The sequence below is a fragment of the Staphylococcus pettenkoferi genome (assembly GCF_002902685.1).
In the GTDB taxonomy this organism is placed as follows: Bacteria; Bacillota; Bacilli; order Staphylococcales; family Staphylococcaceae; genus Staphylococcus; species Staphylococcus pettenkoferi.
On record NZ_PPRN01000017.1, the window covers coordinates 1 to 21,848 of the forward strand.

Annotated in this window: 19 protein-coding genes; 18 read left to right on the forward strand and 1 reads right to left on the reverse strand. The window is 38.0% G+C overall.

What is annotated here, in order from left to right; genetic code table 11:
- The first annotated feature begins 804 nt into the window (after positions 1-804).
- The 10 genes from CD126_RS03210 (at position 805) to fumC (ending at position 10,463) form a co-directional block, all read left to right on the forward strand.
- Positions 805-1,755: a metal ABC transporter solute-binding protein, Zn/Mn family gene (locus tag CD126_RS03210; protein WP_049408198.1), complete on the forward strand. Its 951-nt coding sequence runs from the start codon at positions 805-807 to the stop codon at positions 1,753-1,755.
- A 217-nt stretch (positions 1,756-1,972) separates the two neighbouring features.
- On the forward strand, positions 1,973-3,031 hold the full coding sequence (locus CD126_RS03215) for a PTS sugar transporter subunit IIC (RefSeq protein WP_049408197.1): 1,059 nt from the start codon (positions 1,973-1,975) through the stop codon (positions 3,029-3,031).
- Between the two features lie 267 nt (positions 3,032-3,298).
- On the forward strand, positions 3,299-4,765 hold the full coding sequence (locus tag CD126_RS03220; protein WP_002471143.1) for an ABC transporter substrate-binding protein/permease: 1,467 nt from the start codon (positions 3,299-3,301) through the stop codon (positions 4,763-4,765).
- Positions 4,758-5,480 carry an amino acid ABC transporter ATP-binding protein gene (locus CD126_RS03225; protein WP_103370023.1) on the forward strand — a complete coding sequence of 241 codons (723 nt, stop codon included), beginning with the start codon at positions 4,758-4,760 and terminating at the stop codon, positions 5,478-5,480. Before CD126_RS03220 ends, CD126_RS03225 begins: the two co-directional genes overlap by 8 nt.
- A 269-nt stretch (positions 5,481-5,749) precedes the next feature.
- Positions 5,750-6,877: a tRNA epoxyqueuosine(34) reductase QueG gene (gene queG / locus CD126_RS03230; RefSeq protein WP_049408195.1), complete on the forward strand. Its 1,128-nt coding sequence runs from the start codon at positions 5,750-5,752 to the stop codon at positions 6,875-6,877.
- A 3-nt stretch (positions 6,878-6,880) separates the two neighbouring features.
- Entirely contained in the window at positions 6,881-7,363 is a 483-nt protein-coding gene (trmL, locus tag CD126_RS03235) for a tRNA (uridine(34)/cytosine(34)/5-carboxymethylaminomethyluridine(34)-2'-O)-methyltransferase TrmL (protein ID WP_049408193.1), read from the forward strand.
- 139 nt (positions 7,364-7,502) lie between these two features.
- A complete protein-coding gene (locus CD126_RS03240) occupies positions 7,503-8,102 on the forward strand; it encodes a 6-phosphogluconolactonase (protein WP_049408191.1) in 600 nt (199 codons plus the stop codon).
- Between the two features lie 30 nt (positions 8,103-8,132).
- Positions 8,133-8,297: an SAS053 family DNA gyrase inhibitor gene (locus CD126_RS12090; protein WP_002471139.1), complete on the forward strand. Its 165-nt coding sequence runs from the start codon at positions 8,133-8,135 to the stop codon at positions 8,295-8,297.
- Between the two features lie 153 nt (positions 8,298-8,450).
- Complete coding sequence (locus tag CD126_RS03245) at positions 8,451-8,864, forward strand: hypothetical protein (RefSeq protein WP_049408189.1); 414 nt, start codon at positions 8,451-8,453, stop codon at positions 8,862-8,864.
- Between the two features lie 213 nt (positions 8,865-9,077).
- On the forward strand, positions 9,078-10,463 hold the full coding sequence (gene fumC, locus CD126_RS03250; protein ID WP_103370024.1) for a class II fumarate hydratase: 1,386 nt from the start codon (positions 9,078-9,080) through the stop codon (positions 10,461-10,463).
- 193 nt (positions 10,464-10,656) lie between these two features.
- Here the strand turns inward: fumC and CD126_RS03255 are convergent, their stop codons facing one another.
- Positions 10,657-11,490 (reverse strand): RluA family pseudouridine synthase, encoded by an 834-nt coding sequence (locus CD126_RS03255; RefSeq protein WP_049408184.1) that lies wholly within the window; start codon positions 11,488-11,490, stop codon positions 10,657-10,659.
- 125 nt (positions 11,491-11,615) lie between these two features.
- Between CD126_RS03255 and CD126_RS03260 the strand changes: the two genes are divergently transcribed.
- From CD126_RS03260 to yhaM, 8 genes are all read left to right on the forward strand, one after another.
- The gene (locus tag CD126_RS03260; protein ID WP_103370025.1) at positions 11,616-12,731 is read left to right on the forward strand and encodes a GAF domain-containing sensor histidine kinase; all 1,116 of its coding nucleotides are present in this window, start codon (positions 11,616-11,618) and stop codon (positions 12,729-12,731) included.
- 13 nt (positions 12,732-12,744) lie between these two features.
- The gene (locus tag CD126_RS03265) at positions 12,745-13,368 is read left to right on the forward strand and encodes a response regulator (RefSeq protein ID WP_103370026.1); all 624 of its coding nucleotides are present in this window, start codon (positions 12,745-12,747) and stop codon (positions 13,366-13,368) included.
- 541 nt (positions 13,369-13,909) lie between these two features.
- A complete protein-coding gene (gene xdrA / locus CD126_RS03270; protein WP_002471127.1) occupies positions 13,910-14,377 on the forward strand; it encodes an XRE family transcriptional regulator XdrA in 468 nt (155 codons plus the stop codon).
- A 263-nt stretch (positions 14,378-14,640) separates the two neighbouring features.
- Positions 14,641-15,771: a DUF445 domain-containing protein gene (locus CD126_RS03275; RefSeq protein WP_049408178.1), complete on the forward strand. Its 1,131-nt coding sequence runs from the start codon at positions 14,641-14,643 to the stop codon at positions 15,769-15,771.
- 68 nt (positions 15,772-15,839) lie between these two features.
- The gene (locus CD126_RS03280) at positions 15,840-16,184 is read left to right on the forward strand and encodes a YlbF/YmcA family competence regulator (protein ID WP_049408176.1); all 345 of its coding nucleotides are present in this window, start codon (positions 15,840-15,842) and stop codon (positions 16,182-16,184) included.
- A 522-nt stretch (positions 16,185-16,706) separates the two neighbouring features.
- Positions 16,707-17,894 carry a metallophosphoesterase family protein gene (locus tag CD126_RS03285; RefSeq protein WP_103370027.1) on the forward strand — a complete coding sequence of 396 codons (1,188 nt, stop codon included), beginning with the start codon at positions 16,707-16,709 and terminating at the stop codon, positions 17,892-17,894.
- Complete coding sequence (locus tag CD126_RS03290) at positions 17,894-20,827, forward strand: ATP-binding protein (RefSeq protein ID WP_103370028.1); 2,934 nt, start codon at positions 17,894-17,896, stop codon at positions 20,825-20,827. Before CD126_RS03285 ends, CD126_RS03290 begins: the two co-directional genes overlap by 1 nt.
- The gene (gene yhaM / locus CD126_RS03295; protein WP_049408173.1) at positions 20,827-21,768 is read left to right on the forward strand and encodes a 3'-5' exoribonuclease YhaM; all 942 of its coding nucleotides are present in this window, start codon (positions 20,827-20,829) and stop codon (positions 21,766-21,768) included. The genes CD126_RS03290 and yhaM overlap by 1 nt, the downstream gene beginning before the upstream one ends.
- Positions 21,769-21,848 lie beyond the last annotated feature (80 nt).

The following is a 21,848-nucleotide window of genomic DNA, read 5'->3' on the forward strand; positions in this document are numbered from 1 at the left end:
ATTATAGAGATATTCGTGCCTTTTTTGGTGTATAAAGAAAATTAACGGCTAGTGATTTTTTATCACCAACCATTAAAAGTGTACAGCCCTTTTTTTGTGATTATCAAATATGCTATATCTTGCTAATGAAACTAGAATTTTTGGACCCGTTTTAGTTATCACAACCTTAGTCTTGGACACGTTTTGGTCACTTTTTAGTCACCGATGAACACGGATCAGAACTTTAATTAGATGCTTAATACGTTAATTTAGTGTCTATTTGATTAATAAAACATACTTCTTTGCTTCCTCACTTTTAAAATATTTTATCTAAAGTCTTATTTGTGTATAGAGTTTCTAGATAATAGAGCTCTCCTGAAGCATATATATCAAATATACCTTTTTCAGTTATTCTTCTTTGATTATTTTTCCATATCTCATATGTACGTTGTCATTCAGATTTATGTTTAAACTTATAGTGGTTATAGAAGTCAAGTTCAATGTGACTATTTACATAGACGTATTATGATTCAGTTTTATTCTCGTGTGAGGGATCTATAATTCTTGAATAAGTGACAAGAGTACAAGATTAGCAAATACATATTTTGTTAATTACTTATAATTACGAGAAGGTAGAGCATCTAATGAAATACAATATTTACAAGGGTCTAGTAATTATTTCAGGAAAAATTTTCGCTATTCTAACCATACTATTGTAAAAATCTAATCAAAATAAATCGTCATGATTCCAATTTAGGTATTGCATTTTCAAAAAGAACAGTGTATCATTTTAAACGTAATAATTTCGATTTGGAGGTTAGCGGTTTGAAGAAAATTATATCTATCATAAGTATCCTTGTACTCGCTACTGCATTAGTCGGTTGCGGCAAGGATGAGAAGAAGGTCAGCAAAGACCATAAATTGAAAGTACATACTACTGTGTTTGCTTTTAAAAGCTTCACAGATCAAATAGGTGGTAAATATGTTGATACTCAGTCCATCTATCCAGCAGGAGCAGACATTCATTCATATGAACCTACTCAGAAGAAAATGATTAATATCGCAAAAGGTGACTTGTTTATCTACTCTAATGACGATATGGATCCAGTAGGGAAGAAGATCAGTAAGTCCATTAATGAGAAAGACAATAAATTGGCTTTAGCTGATCAAGTAAGTAAAAAAGATTTGCTTGCATCTGACGAAGACGAGCATGAACATGAACACGAACACGGTCATCATCATGCACATTCTGAAAATGACCCCCATGTATGGTTAGATCCAGTATTAGATCAAAAATTTGCGAAAGAAATTAAAGATCAACTTGTCAAAAAAGATCCGAAACATAAGTCATATTACGAAAAGAATTATAAAAAACTCAACAAAGATTTAGCAGATATCGATAAAGAGATGAAAAAGGTGACTAAAGACAAAAAACGTGACCAAGTTATCATCTCACACGATTCTTTAGGTTATCTCGCAGATCGTTATCATTTTAAACAAAAAGGTGTGAATGGTATGAACGATGAGGAACCGAGTCAAAAAGAAGTCATGAATATCGTGAAAGAAATTAAATCATCTCATCAGCCATATGTCATGTATGAACAAAATATTCCTTCTAAAGTCACAGATGTGATTAAGAAAGAAACGAATACGAAACCAATTGAATTCCATAACTTGTCCGTGCTTACAAAATATGAAAAGAACAAGAAAGATATTTCTTATCAATCTATTATGAAAGAGAATATCAAATCTCTCGATAAAGCACTTAATCAATAAGCAAGTCCACACATCCTCACACAATAGAACGACATTATGAAAGGCAATTCCAAGAGACAAATCTTAGGAATTGCCGTCTTTTATATATGAAATAATAATTTCATCTCCTCCTTCGATCATCCATATATCTTAATGTTTAACCAATCCCGAAACAATATTGTACTTTTCTGCTAAATGTAATATCATAAATCTAATATCATTTGCGGAGGAAACATCCATGTCAGAATCAAAACTTTCAGTCAAACAATTCTTTATTAATATCCTCAATGCGGTAGGAACAGGCGTCGTCATCGCTTTACTACCTAATGCTTTGCTTGGGGAATTACTTAAATTCTTTAAAGAAGGACATCCAATTTTAGAACTTGCTTACCAGCTCGTGCTTGTTATTCAATCCTTTATGGCGTTTATCGTTGGTATTATCGCAGCCCATCAATTCCGCTTTAATGGCGCAGGTGCGACGATGGTGGGGGTATCTGCAATGCTAGGTTCCGGTGCGATTATCTTTCACCATGGTTCGGTAGAGTTAAAAGGAATCGGCGATATTATCAATACAATTATCGTAGTCGCTATTGCTTGTGCTTTGTTCCTTATTCTGCGTGACAAGTTAGGCTCACTCGAAATGATTCTCTTACCAGTCGTTATTCCGGTCATCAGTGGCTTAATCGGTCTCACTACGTTACCTTATGTGGCACATGTGACGAAAGGTATTGGTCGTATCATCGCTTCGTTCACGGAACTCAATCCTATGTTGATGTCGATCTTAATTTGTGTAGCTTATGCTTTATTAATGGTTACACCTATTTCTGTAGTCGCCATTGCTACAGCTATCGGTTTAGACGGTTTAGGAAGTGGTGCAGCGAATCTTGGTATCGTTGCTGCCTGCGTGACATTCTTATTTGGTTCGATACGCGTGAATTCCATAGGCGTCAATCTCGTACTTATTATTGGTGCAGCGAAGATGATGATTCCTGTATATTTCAAGAATTTAATCATCATGATTCCATTAACGATAAATGGGATTATCGGTGGTCTCGTTGCTTATTTCTTCCAAATCAAAGGTTCGCCGATGTCTGCTGGTTTCGGCTATACCGGCTTAGTAGGTCCGATCAATGCATTTAATCGCATGAGTGGCGATCCGACGATGAATATGATTGTATTATTCTTTGCTTATCTCATCATTCCCTTTGTGGGAGCATTTTTCGTCCATGCGATTTGTAAAAGGCTCTTACATCGCTACACAGATGAGATTTATCGATTTGAAATACCTAAACAATAAACTGCATATTCGAAATTAAAGTTGTTGAGTCGCACTATTCGCTTAGTGCGGCTTATTTATATTGCTTTGCTGACTTATATAAAATATTATGCACATAATATACATTTGTATTCATTCTTCTTGACCCTAGCAGTATTTTAAAAAAGGTTATCAGACCATGGTTATAAATCGAAAAGCCATAAAAAAGTATAAAAATCCCAGAAATCATATTGCATATATTTACGTTATAACTTATAATGATGAATATAATTCAAAGGGAGGCCGCTTATGAAATACATACTAAAGCTCATCATCATTACAGTTATAGCTATTATGAGCGTATTACCGTTGTATCACTCTAATGCATACGCCAAAGATAACGGTGATCAATGGGACAAGATTAAAGAACGTGGGGAATTGCGAGTAGGTCTATCTGCCGACTATGCACCTTACGAATTTGAAAAGAATGAACATGGTAAGACCAAATATTCAGGTATAGATGTTGAAATTGCGAAAAAAATCGCTAAAGATAACCATGTGAAATTGAAAATCGTCAATATGCAATTCGATAGCTTATTAGGTGCGATTAAGACAGGTAAGATTGATATGATTATCTCAGGAATGACACCATCTCCTGAACGTAAGAAGGAAGTAGATTTCTCTGATGCTTACCTTCAAGCAGATGAGAAGATGTTAATCCGTAAAAGTGACGCAGATAAATATAAGAAAAAAGAAGATTTCAATAATAAGAAATTAGGTGTACAAAAGCAAACAGACCAAGAAAAGGTCGCAAAGTCTGAATTTGATAATGCGGACGTACACTCCTTAACACGTATTCCAGAAGTTATTTTATCTCTAAAAAGTAATAAAGTCGATGGAATGATTATTGAAGGACCTGTAGGTGAAGCATACCTCAAGCAAAATCCAGAATTACAATTTGCAAAAGGGGTTAAATTCAACGAACCGTCTAAAGATACATCCATCGCATTACCTAAAAACTCTCCAGAATTAATGAAGAGAGTGAATGCATCTATCAAAGATGTGAAAGACAATAATCTCATCGCGAAATATAAGGATAAAGCGGCAGATGATCTTGCAAGTGATAATAGCAACTTCTTTACGAAATATGGAAGTTTCTTCTTGAAAGGGATCAAGAATACCGTGCTCGTATCGGCTATCGGGGTGCTCGCTGGTTCACTCTTTGGTGCCATCATTGCGCTTTGTAAACTCAGCACATTCAAGCCATTACGCTGGTTAGCCTCAATTTATATTGAATTCTTAAGAGGTACGCCGTTACTCGTTCAAGTATTCTTAGTCTACTTCGGTACGACAGCGGCACTCGGTCTAGATATGTCTGCGCTGATATGCGGTACCATTGCACTTGTCATCAACTCCTCTGCATATATCGCGGAAATTATCAGAGCGGGTATCAATGCAGTTGATAAAGGTCAAACTGAAGCGGCGCGTAGTCTCGGACTTAATTACAGACAAACGATGTCGAGCATCATCTTACCACAGGCGATTAAGAACATCCTTCCAGCCTTAGGTAATGAGTTTGTCACGTTAATCAAAGAATCATCTATCGTGTCAGTCATCGGTGTGAGTGAAATTATGTTCAACGCACAAGTTGTACAAGGTGCGTCATTTGATCCGTTCACGCCGTTACTCGTAGCAGCATTACTTTACTTCGTGCTGACATTTACGTTGTCACGTCTACTTTATTTCGTAGAAGGGAGATTAAAAGTCAGTGATTGATATTAAACAGTTAAATAAAAGCTTTGGTAAGAACGAAGTCTTAAAGAGTATCGATTTATCTATTGAGCAAGGTGAAGTTGTAGCTATCATTGGACCTTCAGGTAGTGGTAAAAGTACATTACTTCGCTGTATGAATCTCCTAGAAACACCTACGAGTGGAGAGATTGTCATTGAAGGCAAGAATTTAATGAAGAATGAAATGAAGCTCGAATCTTTACGTTTGAAAATGGGTATGGTCTTCCAAAACTTCAACCTTTTCCCTCATAAAAAGGTCATAGATAATATTACACTTGCACCTTCCAAATTAAATTTAAAAGGGAAGAAAGAGTTAAAAGAGGAAGCGCTCGAACTCTTAGATAAAGTAGGTTTAAAGGACAAAGCAGACACGTATCCTTTGCAACTCTCAGGGGGTCAAAAACAACGTGTTGCTATCGCACGTGCATTAGCCATGCATCCAGACGTCTTACTCTTCGACGAACCTACGTCAGCACTAGACCCAGAAGTGGTTGGAGATGTGCTTGACGTTATGCGTGAACTTGCTAAAGAAGGTATGACAATGGTCGTTGTAACGCACGAGATGAGCTTTGCGAGAGACGTTAGTGATAAAGTGGTCTTCATGGCAGATGGCTATGTCGTAGAGACAGGTGATCCGCATGCAATCTTCTCACAACCGCAACATGAACGTACTCAACAATTCTTAAATCGTGTACTTTAATTCAAATAGTAATGATGAATATATTATCCCTAGAATGATTGATATACATCTTCAGTCATTCTAGGGATTTTGTCATTTAACCTGAAAAACTTGAGCAAACTTAAATTTTTGCGGACGTCTTAATTCGCCCAATTACTTCTCCTACAAATCTAACAAAGACACATAATTGAACATCTAAAATTTTTAAAAAAGATAGTTATTTCAAGACGCGTTAGTAGGCACGTCTATGTTAGAATAATGGCTGTATGTTGATTTAGGGTGGTAGAATCATGGATTTGAAACAATTAAAGGAAGATGTCATTGCATATGCGCATACGATAGGCATTGACAGTATTGGTTTTACAACAGCAGATCCGTTTGATGAGTTGAAGCAGAAGCTCGTGGACTATCATGCGAAAGGATACGCTTCAGGATTTGAAGAAGATGACATTCAGCTCCGTACAGAACCGAAACTTTCTTTGCCCACTGCACGTTCGATCATTGCTATTGCAGTCGGTTATCCGAACAAGTTGAAAGGCGCACCTCGTAGTAAAAGGGGCGAGCGTAGAGGGATGTTTGCGCGCGCTTCTTGGGGGCAAGATTATCATACGATTATGCGTAAACGTTTAGATAAATTGGCTGAGTATATTGAATCACGCGTTCCTGATGTAGAAATGAAATCAATGGTCGATACAGGAGTGCTTTCTGATCGTGCTGTTGCCGAGAGAGCTGGGTTAGGTTATACCGGGCGAAATGGATTTGTTATCAATCCAGACCTAGGAACGTGGACGTATCTTGGCGAAATGCTAGTAAGTATTCCGTTTCCACCAGACGATCCGCTCATCGATAGTTGTGGAGATTGTACGATGTGCGTTGATCGTTGCCCGACTGGCGCTCTAGTAGGAAATGGTCAATTGAACGCTCAGAAATGTATTAGCTTTCTGACTCAAACGAAAGGGTATCTTCAAGATGAGTACCGCTATAAGATCGGTAATCGTCTCTATGGTTGCGATACTTGTCAGCAAGTCTGTCCGCGTAATAGAGGAATCAATACTGAGCATGATGATATTGTATTAGAACCTGAAATATTGAAACCACGACTCGTTCCATTATTACAGATGAGCAATAGAGAGTTTAAAGAAACATATGGTCATTTAGCAGGCGCTTGGCGTGGTAAGAAACCGATTCAACGTAATGCGATTATCGCTTTAGCACATTTTAAAGAATCATCTGCTATACCTGAGTTGGAAGAGGTCGCTGTCAACGATCCACGGCCGATGATAAGAGCGACAGCCTACTGGGCGATTGGCCAAATTCAAGGTGACGAAGCGAGACCCTTTATCGATGCGCATTACGATGCAGAACTTGAAGAAGTTCAAGAGGAAATGATTAAAGGATTAGAAATGGGGAGAACGTAAATCATGACGAATCATATCGTATTATTTCAACCTGAAATACCAGGAAATACAGGGAGTATCGCTCGTACATGTGCGGGGACGGATACGCATTTACATCTGATTAAGCCTCTAGGTTTCAGCACAGATGATAAGATGTTAAAACGCGCAGGTCTAGATTACTGGCATAGCGTAAATATAACGTATCATGAGAGTATTGAAGATTTCTTCAGAGATACAGATGGAGAATACTATTTACTTACAAAGTTTGGTAAAAAGGTTTATTCAGATTTCGATTTCTCAGATACTTCTCAAGAACATTATTTTATTTTTGGTCGTGAAACTACAGGTCTCCCGCAATGGGTTAAAGATGAATATGAAGATACAGCATTACGGGTACCTATTACCCACAATATTCGTTCGCTTAATTTATCCAACACTGCATCGTTACTTATATATGAAGCGTTGAGACAACAAGACTTTCCTGGATTAACTCAAGAATTTGATTAGGCAAACGGTGTCATACAAGGTATAATTTAAAGTGGATAATCTTAACGTACTCCAACGTTTAATTAAAATTATTTTGGGGTAAGAGATGTAATAATGTTAGAAGACCGTCTGAAATGTACAAGAGGAGTGGAAATTAATTATGGCTATGAACTTTAAAGTATTAGAGAATAAAGAACAAGTCGCAGTCTATACTGCAGATATTCTCAGAAAGCAATTTAACAACAATCCAACAACTATTGCAGGGATTCATTTATCACATGAATATGCGCCAGTATTAGACGAGCTCAAGAAGAATGTAGATCGTCATGCGGTCGATTTCAGTCAAATCAATATCCTTGATTACGACGATAATCGTTCTTTCTACGATGCTTTAGGCGTGCCTGAAGGTCAAATTTACGAAATCTCATTTGATGACGATGCAGAATCATTCATTGATGAGAAGATTAAAACGAAAGAAAATAAAGGCAAACTTATCACTCAAGTTGCTTCAATTTCTGACGAAGGTAAGACAGATGTAAGCGTGCGCCAAGGTTTACAAAAAGCTCGTGAAGTGATTCTCGTTATTACAGGTGCTGAGAAGAAAGAAGCGGTTAAACGTTTATACGAAGAGAATGGTAAGACTAACTTTGAACCAGCAGATTTAAAAACACATCGCATGGTAAATGTAGTGCTTGACGAAGCTGCTGCAGAAGGCTTACCTGAAGATGTGAAACAATACTTTACAGCACACTTTGCTTAATCCACGCAGCGATTGAAAGAGGTGATCAGCATGGAAGATAAGCATTACGAAGAACAACCTGACAATGAAATGGTTGATGATTATAGTGATGTCGTTGAACTCGGAAAGGAAATGGAACAAATTTCTGAGGAAAATGACGAAGATAAACTCAACAAAGAACATGATGAAGACGTTCGTTCAGATTTAGATGAGTAAGGAAACGCACTTGTTGAACGAACAACCACGCATAGATGTATCGTCGACAGTCTTGGCGATACATCTTTTTTATTAACTCCTCATTCAACCAGTGCCACAACGCAACGGATATGTTAGAATAACTATGCTAAATTATACGATGAGGAGCACATTATGTTATATCGAAATTGGAAATGGATTATGTTGGCAGCGTTTATCGTCAATCTCATCTCTATCAAAGGTTTCCCGATGGCGCTTGGTGCAGTTTATATGCCGATTCTGTTTAAAGTCATCCAAATGCAATTGAATTTATCTAAAGGACTCGTGGATGACGTCACTGGACAAGCTTTTATTAAAAGTAACAAAACAGGCGTAATTATTAGCGTCATCTGTTGCGTACTGATTACGGGCATTCTATTTAAAGCATTAGATGGTTTCTATCAATCATTACATGGCTTCCTGGGCGTCTTAATTACGCTAAGTCCGGTCACTTTGGTTATAGGTCTTATTCTATTCATACTAACTGCAGTAGCCATTGTACAAGCTGTTAAAGCACAATTTGCGCACGTGAGAGTGAAGTCACAATAACGTTTTAGAATAAAATTAAATCCAGTAGTGTAATAATAAAGTAGGGTCATTTCAGAAGAGATGACTCTACTTTTACTTATGTAGTAAGAGAAAATAGTGAGAAATATAAATGGATGTCACTAGGATTATGAAAGCGTTATATTTCACGATTGCCGACGTAAAAAGAATAATGCTATACTAAAGTTAAATAACCAATTGAAGGGGAGAAATTCAATGTCAGTAAGAATCGAACATGATACATTTGGAGAAATTGAAGTACCTGCAGATAAATATTGGGGAGCGCAAACAGAACGTAGTAAGCGCAACTTCCCTGTAGGTAAAGAACAAATGCCAATCGAAGTCGTGTATGGTTTTGCACAATTGAAACGTGCAGCTGCATTAGCGAACTTCGACTTAGGCAAACTCTCTGAAGCGAAAAAAGATGCGATTGTTTACGCATGTGACAAAGTGCTTAACAAAGAATTAGATGAACATTACCCACTTGTGGTATGGCAAACAGGAAGCGGTACACAAAGTAACATGAACGTGAACGAAGTCGTTAGCTACGTGGCGAATGAGTACTTGAAAGAACACGGCAGTGACGAAAGTATCCATCCAAACGATGACGTTAACAAATCACAAAGTTCTAACGACACGTTCCCAACTGCTATGCACGTTGCTTTATACAGTGAAGTAGAAGCGAAATTAGAACCAGCGCTTAAAGCATTACGTGATACTTTTAAAGAAAAAGAAGAGAAATTCCATGAAATTATCAAAATTGGTCGTACACACTTACAAGATGCGACACCAATTCGTTTAGGTCAAGAAATCAGTGGTTGGCGCTTTATGCTTGACCGTTGTGAAGACTTACTCAGCGAATCTAAAGCACATATCTTAAACTTAGCGATTGGTGGTACTGCAGTAGGTACAGGTATCAACGCGCATCCTGAATTTGGTGATCGTGTAGCTAAGCATATCGCTGACAATACGGGTCATCCGTTCGTTTCATCTGAGAATAAATTCCACGCGTTAACAGCTCACGATGAAGTAGTCCAATTACATGGTACGTTAAAAGCACTTGCAGGCGACCTTATGAAGATTGCGAACGACGTAAGATGGTTAGCTTCAGGTCCTCGTGCTGGTTTAGCTGAAATCGCGATTCCTGAGAACGAACCAGGTTCTTCTATCATGCCAGGTAAAGTTAACCCTACACAATGTGAAATGTTAACAATGGTTGCTACTCAAGTTATGGGTAACGACACAGTTGTAGGTGTAGCAAGTTCACAAGGTAACTTTGAATTAAACGTCTTCAAACCAGTGATCTTACACAACACATTACAATCTATTTACCTCTTAGCTGATGGTATGGCAACATTTAATAAAAACTGTGCTGTAGGTATTGAACCAATCGATGAAAATATCGAGAAATATCTTAAAAATTCATTAATGCTCGTTACAGCGCTAAACCCTCATATCGGTTATGAAAAAGCTGCGAAAATCGCTAAAAAAGCACACAAAGAAGGACTTACATTAAAAGAGTCTGCAATTGATAGCGGTTATGTGACTGAAGAACAATTTGAAGAATGGATTAAACCAGAAGATATGGTGGAACCTAGATAATCGTACGCGCATATTACGAGATAAAAGATTGATATCTAAGAAAAAGTTCCTACTTAACCTTGAAATCGGTTGAGTAGGAACTTCTTTGTTTGATTTGAAGTTAGAACTACCATTCTCAATGTGCATCGATTTTTCACAAAGAGAACAAGAACTATATCTTAAAAATATTTCGCTAAGACTCAAAAATTTATACCTAATTCAATGGTTCGTCATCTAAGCTAACAGAAATTTGCTCCCGAGTGAAAGGGTGGATAAGTTCAATCTTATGGCTGTGTAACTGAAGTTGACGTAAGGTAGAGTTACCGTATAAAGGGTCACCTAGGACAGGATGGCCGATTTCAGCTAAGTGAACGCGAATTTGGTGTGTACGTCCTGTGTCCAATTTCAATTCTAGTTGACATACGTTTTCTTCAAGCATTTCTGAATCGATGATGTGTGTAATAGCGCGTTGACCTGTTGAGGAGACGCGCTTACGATTTGGATGGAACTTGTCCTTACCGATAGGCATATCTATCGTTTGCGGCTTAACTGGAAGCAACGATTTAACTTTAGCACGGTAAATACGATCGATTTGATTATCTTCAAGCATACGATCTAGAATCTTCTTCATGAGAGGATTTTTTGCTACGATCAATAGACCGACCGTTTCTTGGTCTAAACGATGAATCGGCTCTACGTATTCGCTATCTACGGTATAAATGATGTGATTCATTAATGTATTACTTTCTTTTAAGTCATTCGGATGCGTCTTGACCCCTTTAGGCTTCATCACAATCAACATATCATCGTCTTCATAGTAAATTTGTGCATAGCGATAACTTGGAAGATAGTTGCTCTTCTCCTCAGGGGTAGGGATGTAGACTTTGTCACCAGCTTGCACTCGATCCATGAGCTTCGCAGGTTGTTCATTGATTGTAATTTCTTTGGACATATTAAGTTGATGTAAATCTTTTTTAGGTAAGTGTAAAAATTGGAATAATTCTCTTAATGTCATTCCATCATAGATTTCTGCAATAGTAATATTCATAACATGCACTCCTCAATTATTCTCATCCATCATATCACATTCAAAATCGGAACTAAATCACATTTTCATCTCACCTAAAATTATAATATACTGATAAGAGTTAGACGAAACTGGAGCGAATGATGATGGAAAAACCGACACGTTTAGCGTTGTTGAAAGAAATAGCTGAATTTCTTAATGAAGAAACAGAAATGAAAAGTATGTTAGATGGGGCTCTGCGTTCTCTAGTTGAAGGTAGTGAATTCTCGACAGGTTGGATCTTTTTTATCAATAACGAAGGTGAACATGAACTCGTCAGTGATTATCATTTACCTAAAGCGTTGACGCGTAACCAGTGCGCCTATATGACGCAAGGCAGCTGTTGGTGTGTGCAAGCGTATGAGAACAAGAGGTTAACGAAGGCCTCGAATATCATCAATTGTTCACGTATTAATCTTGCGACTCAAGACTACGCAGATGAGACAGATGGTATCACGCATCATGCGACAGTGCCATTGCGCTCAGGCGAAGAAGAGTATGGTTTACTGAACGTGGCTACTCCGCACACAGAAACGTATAGTGAAGAAGATCTTGAATTATTAGAATCAGTAGCTTTCCAAATTGGTTCGGCGATTAAAAGGATTACATTAACCGAACAAGAAAAAGAAGCCGCTCGCATTAGTGAGCGTAATCGCTTAGCACGCGACTTACATGATTCAGTGAATCAAATGCTCTTCTCAGTGAAAGTGACAGCTCATGCAGGGCAAGGTCTCACAGATATTGCAAAAGCCCAACAAGCGTTCAAAGTCATTGAGGAAACGAGTCAGAATGCCGTCAGTGAGATGCGGGCACTCATTTGGCAATTGAAGCCAGTTGGTCTGGAGCACGGTTTAGTGCATGCACTGAAGCAATATAGCGAAATGTTGGAGTTAGCGCTACACCCTGAAGTACATGGACTTATTGATTTATCAAGTACTGTTGAAGAACATCTTTATCGCATCGTTCAAGAAGCGATGAATAATACGAAGAAACATACCGATACGCACGAAATTCAGCTTACCATTACGCAAACCCAGGAGAATGTACATGTGAGCGTCAGGGATTTCGGCAGAGGTTTCGATGTTACGGATAGCACACGTGAGACCTCGCACGGTTTAAATAATATGTGGCAACGCGCAAAGTTATTGCAAGGCGACCTTTCCATTGAGTCCTCAAGTGAAGGAACGACAATTGAAGTCGTCATACCGTTGAATAGAGCTTAAAGGAGAAGTAAGAATGTATAAAGTAATACTTGTTGATGACCATTATATAGTAAGACAAGGCTTGGAATTTCTACTTTCTACTGTGGATGATTTAGAAATAGTGCAAGGCTTTTCAAATGGACAAGATTTTATCAACTATATGAAGACAGAAGACCGTCCAGATTTGATATTGCTAGATCTTGTGATGCCTGAGATGAATGGCATAGAAATTACTGAGTGGATGAAAGCAAATTATCCAGATGTGAAGATTCTCGTACTGACAAGTTATGCCGATGATGAGCACGTAATTTCTGCTATCACGAAAGGTGCGGATGGTTACGAGATGAAAGATGTAGAACCTCAGCAACTCATACGCACGATTCACCGTGTGTTGAATGGCGAGAAGATTATTCACCCTGAGGCGCAGCAAGTCATTGATGCGATGAGTCAGAAACCCCATTATACGAATAAACTGTCCAAACGAGAAACTGAAGTGTTGAAAGAGATGGTGAAAGGAAAGACCAATCGAGAAATTGCAGAGACATTATTTGTATCTGAGAAGACGGTTAAGACACACGTAAGCCACATCTTTAGTAAGTTGCAAGTGACTGATCGTACACAAGCGGCGATTTGTGCGATTGAGAACAAGTTAATTTAGAAGGATTGTGAGTTGGCTTCAGTAAGTAAAAGTTGTTTAGAAGAAGCGAAACAGTTTTTATACAGTCGAGATGACGAGTCAAAGCGGTGTTAATAATGCATGAATGATTCGTTATTTTCTTGAATTTATTCTTTCGAAGTAGTCTAAAATTAATGAAGGCGCTTACATATAGTCTCGTGCAACAAAAAGTTCATATAAAATTAAATATTTGCGAATAATTTCCAGTGAATTATAGGGTGAAATAAGCTATAATAATGAATGGTGTTTATAGAGATGAGTAATACACGAATTTTTGATTCATATGTTTTTAATAAAGTGAAATGAATTCTAATCGTGTCTTAGTTCAATATAAGATAGTTTTAAATTCTATGCTGCATTATTGCGACAATTATGTAATTTTAAAAATAACCACTAAACGTCGTTTCACTCTTTTCATTTTGTTAAAGATATATTAAGATGATATTTGTGTTTCAAGAAGTGTGTATTATTGCAATTTCTTGTGTCCGGATAAAATATTCTTTATGAAAGGTAGATTATACAAATGGATAGACAGAATTTTACAGAATTAATTCAATCAAAATTTAAAATGGTTCGTATCGAAGCGGGCTACACACAAGATACGATGGCTCAAACAGTTGGACTATCTAAGAAGACGTTAGTACAAATTGAAAAAGAGCGTGTCTTACCAAATTGGACAACATGTGTGTCTATCTGTGCACTCTTTAGAGATTCTGAAGTGCTTAACAGTACATTTGGATGCGATCCGTTAGAAATGGTTCAAACTGTATCTCGCAATCACTGTGCGTACCCAATTTACTCAACAACGAGTGACATTTATTGGCAAACAATGGATAACCGTGACGGTTACATCCTTCAAAGCAATAAAGTCAGCGAACTTTACCGTGTATTAGACCGTGATAAACAACCGATCTTCGGTACTTCGAAGTTAAGAGAAGCTGAGACTTATTTACTCAGATTAACTAAAGAAGAGTTTGCGCACATCTTCTAAGAATTATGATAGAAGAATCCTGAAGAATAACGTGATATGATGAAGAGAACGAACTTTGAAGACGCGTTATCTCCTCAGCGATTAAATCATAATCCTGATAAGCGAGACATTTATCTACAATGTCTATGAGATAGAGTAATTGAATAACCAACCATCAAATCGGTTGAATCATTCACTCATGGGTGAGACGCTCAGTTCGTAAGTTTCTACGAAAGTGTCTCACTCTTTTATTTAGTTTAGTAATATGATTAAGGGGTTAAATTATGCACGCATTTTTAATAATTATCTTTATGATGGTGATAGGGGCAATCATCGGTGGTGTAACGAATATGATTGCTGTACGCATGTTATTCCATCCATTTAAAGCCTATCATTTGTTTGGCAAGCGTATTCCATTCACACCGGGTTTAATACCGAAACGACGTGAAGAGATTGCCACTAAGATTGGTCAGGTTATCGAAGAGCACTTGCTTACTGAATCGCTCATTAAGTCGAAACTTAACGAACCGTCTACACGTGAAGCCATTGACGATATGTTGTACAAACAAGTTCAGAAATTGAAATCTGATCACGTAACGATTCAATACTTTGCACAACAGTTTGACGTCGATGCCGTGGAATTAGTGGGTCAGAAAGCAGAGAACTGGACGCAAGAGAAACTCGATCACTTTTACGAACAACATCAGCATCAAACACTACAGGAAATCCTACCAGCTAATGTGATTCAGTTTGCGGACGACAAGATGGAAGACGTGCCTGAACTTTTATTCCAACGCGCGAAAGTGTATCTGACGTCTGATAAAGGCGTTGCAGATATCAACAGTATGTTAGATACATTTTTTCAAGAGAAAGGTAAAATTATCGGGCTATTGCAAATGTTTATGACGAAAGAGCATATTGCGGAGCGCATTCGTACTGAACTCATCCGTTTAACGAATCATCCGAAAGCACATAAGATTGCTGAACAAGTTATTCATAATGAATATGAGACATTTAAGTCTAAGACGCTACATGAAATCGTCTCATACAACAAATTCAACTCATTCGGCCAATCGTTTGTCACAATGCTGATGGATTCAGTCAATCTGCGTACACAAGTTCATAAACCGCTTAACTCACTTATGCCATCAGTCATCGAACTCATTGAGAAGAATGTATCGCAACATCTTACGACGATCATTATCAACTATGTTTCAGGTCAACTTTCACCGATCATGGAACGTGTGAACTTACGTGGCATGATAGAGCAACAAATTAACACGTTCGATTTAGACTACATTGAGCGTCTCATTATCGAGATTGCCAACAAGGAATTGAAGTTGATTATGCTACTAGGATTCTTGCTCGGAGGAATCATCGGTTGTCTGCAAGGCATAATAGCTATCTTTGTATAAGGTTTTGATTTATGTTATTGTAATATCGATGTGGTAAAAACACAGATCAAATAAAGGAGTGTAACAAAATGGCAGTAAATTTACATGATTATGCAAACCAATTAGAACAAGCTTTACGTGAAAGCGATGAATACAAAGCAATCAAAGATGCTTACGCTAAAGTGAAAGAAAACGAAGAATCTAAAAAATTATTCGATGAGTTCCGTGAAACTCAAATGAACTTCCAACAAAAACAAATGCAAGGTGAAGAAATCGGTGAAGAAGAGCTTCAAAAAGCACAAGAGCAAGCTCAAGAAATCGAAAAAGACTCAAACATTTCTGAACTTATGGCTGCTGAACAAAAAATGAGCCAAGTATTCCAAGAAATCAACCAAATCATCGTTAAACCTTTAGATGAAATTTACGCTGACTAATTATAGTGAGTGTAGAAGGGAAGCCACAGTACGTGAAGTGCTGTGGTTTTTTCATGCTTTTCTTTAAATGCTTTACTCTTAATACCTTGTAATGTTTAACTTTCGCCTGCTAATGGGACCACTCTCAACGTATACATAACACTTTACAGTTATCTTTACGTATTTTTTATCACATTGAAGACCACACACAAGACTACAGTTGAAGAAATCTTCTCCAATCCTCACTCGCATTTTACACTTAGCAAAATGTACAGAACTCATACAATAGTCATATTTAAGCTTAGAGGTTCTGTCGACGGGTATTTAGGTATATGGTAGAATAATAAATTACAAGACAAGTATAGTTAACATGTTAGAGGTGCAATTAAGAATGTTGCACGAAGGTGTTATACATAGTTTAATCATTAAGTCATCGATACTTAACTGTAGTGAAAGATGATGGTGTGTTAGCGCACAATATGTAGGTGAGCTAACTGAAGTCATACGACCTCACACATCATCGTTAATAAAGGAGTTTAGAATATGGTGAAGTTTATCCATTGTGCTGATTTGCACTTAGATAGTCCTTTTAAATCTAGAAGTCATCTCAATCAATCTAACTTTGAAGACATTCAACAAAGTGCTTACGAGAGCTTTCGACACATTGTAGATATCGCGCTTAAAGAAGAGGTTGATTTCCTCATCATAGCAGGCGATTTGTTTGATCAGGAGAATCGTACGTTGCGAGCTGAAGTCTTTCTTCAAGAGCAGTTTGAACGTTTAAATAAAGAACAAATCTTCGTTTATATTTGTCATGGTAACCACGATCCGCTATCTTCGAAGATTTCTTCATCTTGGCCGACGAACGTCTCTGTTTTTTCCGAAAAGGTAGAAACGTATCAAACGATTACGCAAAAGGGTGAGAAAATCTTCCTTCACGGCTTCAGTTATCAGAACGACGCAAGTTACGAGAATAAAATTGATGCGTACCCTTCAAGTCAAGGTCAAGAAGGCTTACATATTGGTGTACTGCACGGTACGTATAGTAAATCCAATGAGAAAGATCGCTATACCGAATTCCGTCTTGAAGATTTGAATAGTAAACTTTATCATTACTGGGCTTTAGGTCATATTCACGAACGTCAACAGCTAAGTGATATGCCTCAAATTCATTATTCAGGTAATATTCAAGGTCGTCATTTCAATGAACGAGGAGAGAAAGGTTGTTTGCTCGTTAGCGGTGACGATTTAAAGCTCAACGTGAAGTTCATACCGACACAATCCATTCGTTTTGAGGAAGCGACGATTGAAACAGAAGCGGATACGAAGCAGAAGTTATACGAAGCGATTCAGAATTTCAAAGCGAAGAAACGTTCACAAGGCAAAGCGTTTTACCGCTTAAGCGTATATATTACTTCCGATACACCTATGACGCAACAAGAGTTACTACAGGTTAAGGAAATGGTCGATGACTATGAGCTGAATGAGAATCATTTTATCTATATTGAAGATTTAACTTTCGATTTTAAGTACGAACGTGAACAGAAGCTAAGCAAAGAGTTCTCACGTGAACTGATTAGCGATGATGAGGTCTTTGAACATGCGATGAATGATTTATATCTCAACCCACGTGCCTCGAAGTATCTCGACGATTACACAGAGTTTGATCGTGACGCATTGATTACACACGCTGAACAACTATTGAAATCTGATATGAGAGGTGACTCATGATGAAGATTAAGTCTTTAGAGATTTATGGTTACGGTCAATTTGTCGAGCGCAAGATTGAGTTTGACCAGTATTTTACAGAAATCTATGGTGAGAACGAGGCAGGGAAATCTACAATCCAAGCGTTTATCCATTCGATTCTCTTCGGCTTTCCTACCCGTAAAGAGAACGAACCACGTCTTGAGCCACGTCTAGGCAATCAATACGGTGGTAAGTTGACAATCATTCGCGATGACGGTTCTGAAATTGAAGTTGAACGTATTAAGGGCAGTGCAGTGGGCGACGTGAAAGTGTACTTGCCCAATGGTTCAATTAAAGATGAGCAGTGGTTGAAAGAGGAATTGAACTTCATCACTAAGCGTACGTATCAAGATATCTTCTCGTTCGACGTCTTAGGCTTACAAGATATTCATAAAAATATGGACGAAACGCAATTGCAGAATTTCTTGCTACAAGCAGGTGCACTCGGATCAACTGAGGTTACCTCAATGCGTAAAGCAATTGCCGAGAAGAAAGAGGCTTTGTATAAAAAGTCGGGCCGTAAACCGATCATTAACCAACAAATTGCGCAGTTAGATGAGTTAGCCTCTCAAATTCGTGATGAAGAAGCGAAATTAACGACGTACAATCGTTACGTCGATGATCGTGACAAAGCAGAACGTCGTTTAAATCACTTGAAGCAAAACTTAGCGCAGTTATCTAAAATGCATGAGTCAAAACAGAAAGAATTAGCTTTACATGAGCAAACACAAGAATGGAAAGGTTTGGAGCAATCACTCAATATCGAGCCACTAGACTTTCCAGAACAAGGGATTGACCGCTACGAAACGGCGAAACTGCAAACTCAAAATTTACGCCGAGATATAGGTTTACGGGAAGAAAAACTTGCTCAGCTTCAAGAAGATGATCGTCATATTGAAGCACCAAAGCAAGCGGATATTGATGCATTATCACATTTACAACAACAAGAGAATGAAATTAAACAGAAAGAATATGAACGTAATGCAGTTCAAAAGGATATCGAGGATAAGTCGCGTGAATTAAAAGGTCTGAAGCTTAATATTGGTTGGGAAGATGTTCATGAACAAGTGGATAGCTCTGAAGCAATGAAAAGCCATGTGAGTGAACAACTCCAACATAAACAAGAATTAACAGCTTCACTTAATCAACTGGATCGTAATATTGAAGAGAATCGTATCGAACAAGATACGAATCAGGACGAGCTCACTCAACTTGAGCAAGACATTGTTCCAGATGAAACATTTGAGAAGAAGAAACAACATCAACAGCAACGCTTTGAACTCGAAGAAAAGAATAACTTGTTCCAAAAAATGAAAGAAGCGTTCGATGTTGAACAACGCCAGAAGGAGAAACAGCAAGCGATGTTACGCATCGCGCTTATCGTGCTAGCGATTGTCAGTGCTGGATTAGCAGTCTTCTCATTCGTTTCATCTAATATGATCTTTGGCGGCGTGTTCGTGGTGCTTGCGCTCATCTTTATCATTGGTATCTTTGCGATTAAGACGAAAGAAGTTGGTCACTCAGAAACCTTTACGAAAGAAATCGACGACTTACAACGTCAAATCGATACGTTGGAGCAGAACTACGACTTAAACTTCGATCTCGATGCGCAATATCGCACACGCGACCAATGGTTTAATGCGATGAAGACGAAAGAATCGTTAGAGAAAAAGGCACAATATCTTAATGATTCATTAAACGATACACGTCAAAATTATGATCAAGTGAAAGCACAAATTGAAGACATCAAGCAGGAATTACAGGTTTCTGAGCGAATGTCAGATGAACTCATCGTCGACAGCATTACGACGATGAATAAGATTAAAGATATTCATCAACACCTTGTAGAATTAGAGGCGAAAAGAGCAGGCTTAGATAAAGAATTGGAAGAATTTTACAATCATGCGCAAAATGTCACAGCGAATCAATTCCATCACTTCAATCGTTTGTCTCTCTTCCATGACGTACGACAATGGTTACAACACGCACATACTTCTCAAGATAAGAAACAGCGTAACCAAGAACAAATTCGATTGATTTCGAATGAGCTACGTCAACTTAAACAACGTTTAGAAGACAACGAACAAGTGATTGCGAAACTCTTCGATTACATTGACGTCGATAACGAGGAAGATTATTATCAACATCATGAACGTTACGCGACATATCATCGAGACTTAAATCGTTTTAACGACTTAACGAAATATCTTGAGAATCAAGATTACTCTTATGAAGATAGTTCAGATTTAAGTAATAAAACGTATGCGCAACTTGAGACTGAACATCAAACATTATCTCAACAAGTTGATGATTATAATGATCAATATTTGGAAATGCAGTCTGAAGTCAGTGACTTAAATTCACAAATTAAGCATATGGAAACGGATCAAACTTTGGCGAACTTACGTCATAAATATCACATGTTGAAGAACCAATTGAACGACGAAGCGCTAGATTGGGCAAGTCTCAGTTATTTACAAGCGTTAGTTGATGGTCATATCGCTCAAATTAAAGACCAACGACTACCACAAGTGGTGAATGAGGCGACAGATATCTTTTCACGCCTTACTGAAGGTCACTACGTACAAGTGTCGTATGCGAACGATGAACTCATGGTTAAACAGCGTAACGGACAAGTTTATCAGCCGGTTGAGTTGAGTCAATCTACGAAAGAAATCTTGTACATCGCGTTACGTCTGAGTCTCATCAAGACGCTTAAACCTTATTATCCATTCCCAATCATTATAGACGACGCTTTCGTTCATTTTGATAAAAACCGTAAAGCACGCATGATGAAATTTATTCGCCAGTTCCCAGAAGATTATCAAGTTCTGTACTTCACATGTGTTAAAGACACAGGCATTCCATCTAAACAGATGATTACTTTAAATAAAGTAGAGGACGGTGCGAAATAATGAGAAATGCTGGAAATTTGAAACCAGGAGATTCAGTCAATCATTTCTTTCTCATCCATAAAGCGACGCAAGGTGTGACAGCTCAAGGGAAAGACTACATGACTTTGCACCTTCAAGATAAAAGTGGAGAGCTAGAAGCGAAATTCTGGACAGTGACGAAAGAAGATATGAAGATTCTGGAACCAGAAAAAATTATCTTAGCGAAAGGTGACATCATTAACTATCGTGGGCGTAAACAGATGAAGATGAACGGCTATCGTTTAGCGACTGAAGAGGATAACTTATCTGCTCATGATTTCATCAGTGGTCCACCGATGTCACCAGATGAAATACAAGAACAAATTTCTCGCTATTTACTTGATATCGATAATGCGAGTTTACAACGCATTACGCGTCACTTATTAAGAAAGTATCACGATGAATTCTATTCATTCCCTGCAGCGAGTACGCATCATCATAACTTTGGAGGCGGACTGAGCTATCATGTCCTTACCATGTTAGAAATTGCGAAATCGCTTTGTGATATTTATCCATTACTTAATCGTAGTTTATTGTATAGTGCGATTATCCTACACGACTTAGGTAAGGTGAAAGAGCTGAGCGGTCCTGTGGCGACGTCTTACACAGTTGAAGGGAATCTATTAGGACATATCTCTATCGCAAGTGATGAGGTCGCTGAGAGCGCAAGAGAGCTTAATATCGAGGGAGAAGAAGTGATGTTACTTCGTCATATGATTCTTTCTCACCATGGTAAAATGGAATTTGGCTCACCTAAGACGCCACATTTGAAAGAGGCGGAAATTCTTACCTTTATCGATAATATTGATGCGAAGATGAACATGTTTGAAAAAGCCTTTGCTAAAACGGATAAAGGGGAGTATACCGAACGAATCTTTGGCTTAGATGGCCGTAAATTCTATAATCCAACAAGTTTAGATTAAGAGAAGATTAGAGAGCGTGCGAGGGCACGCTCTTTTTTGAGTGCGATGATTTAATTTCAGAGTTTGATGTTAAGCGGACA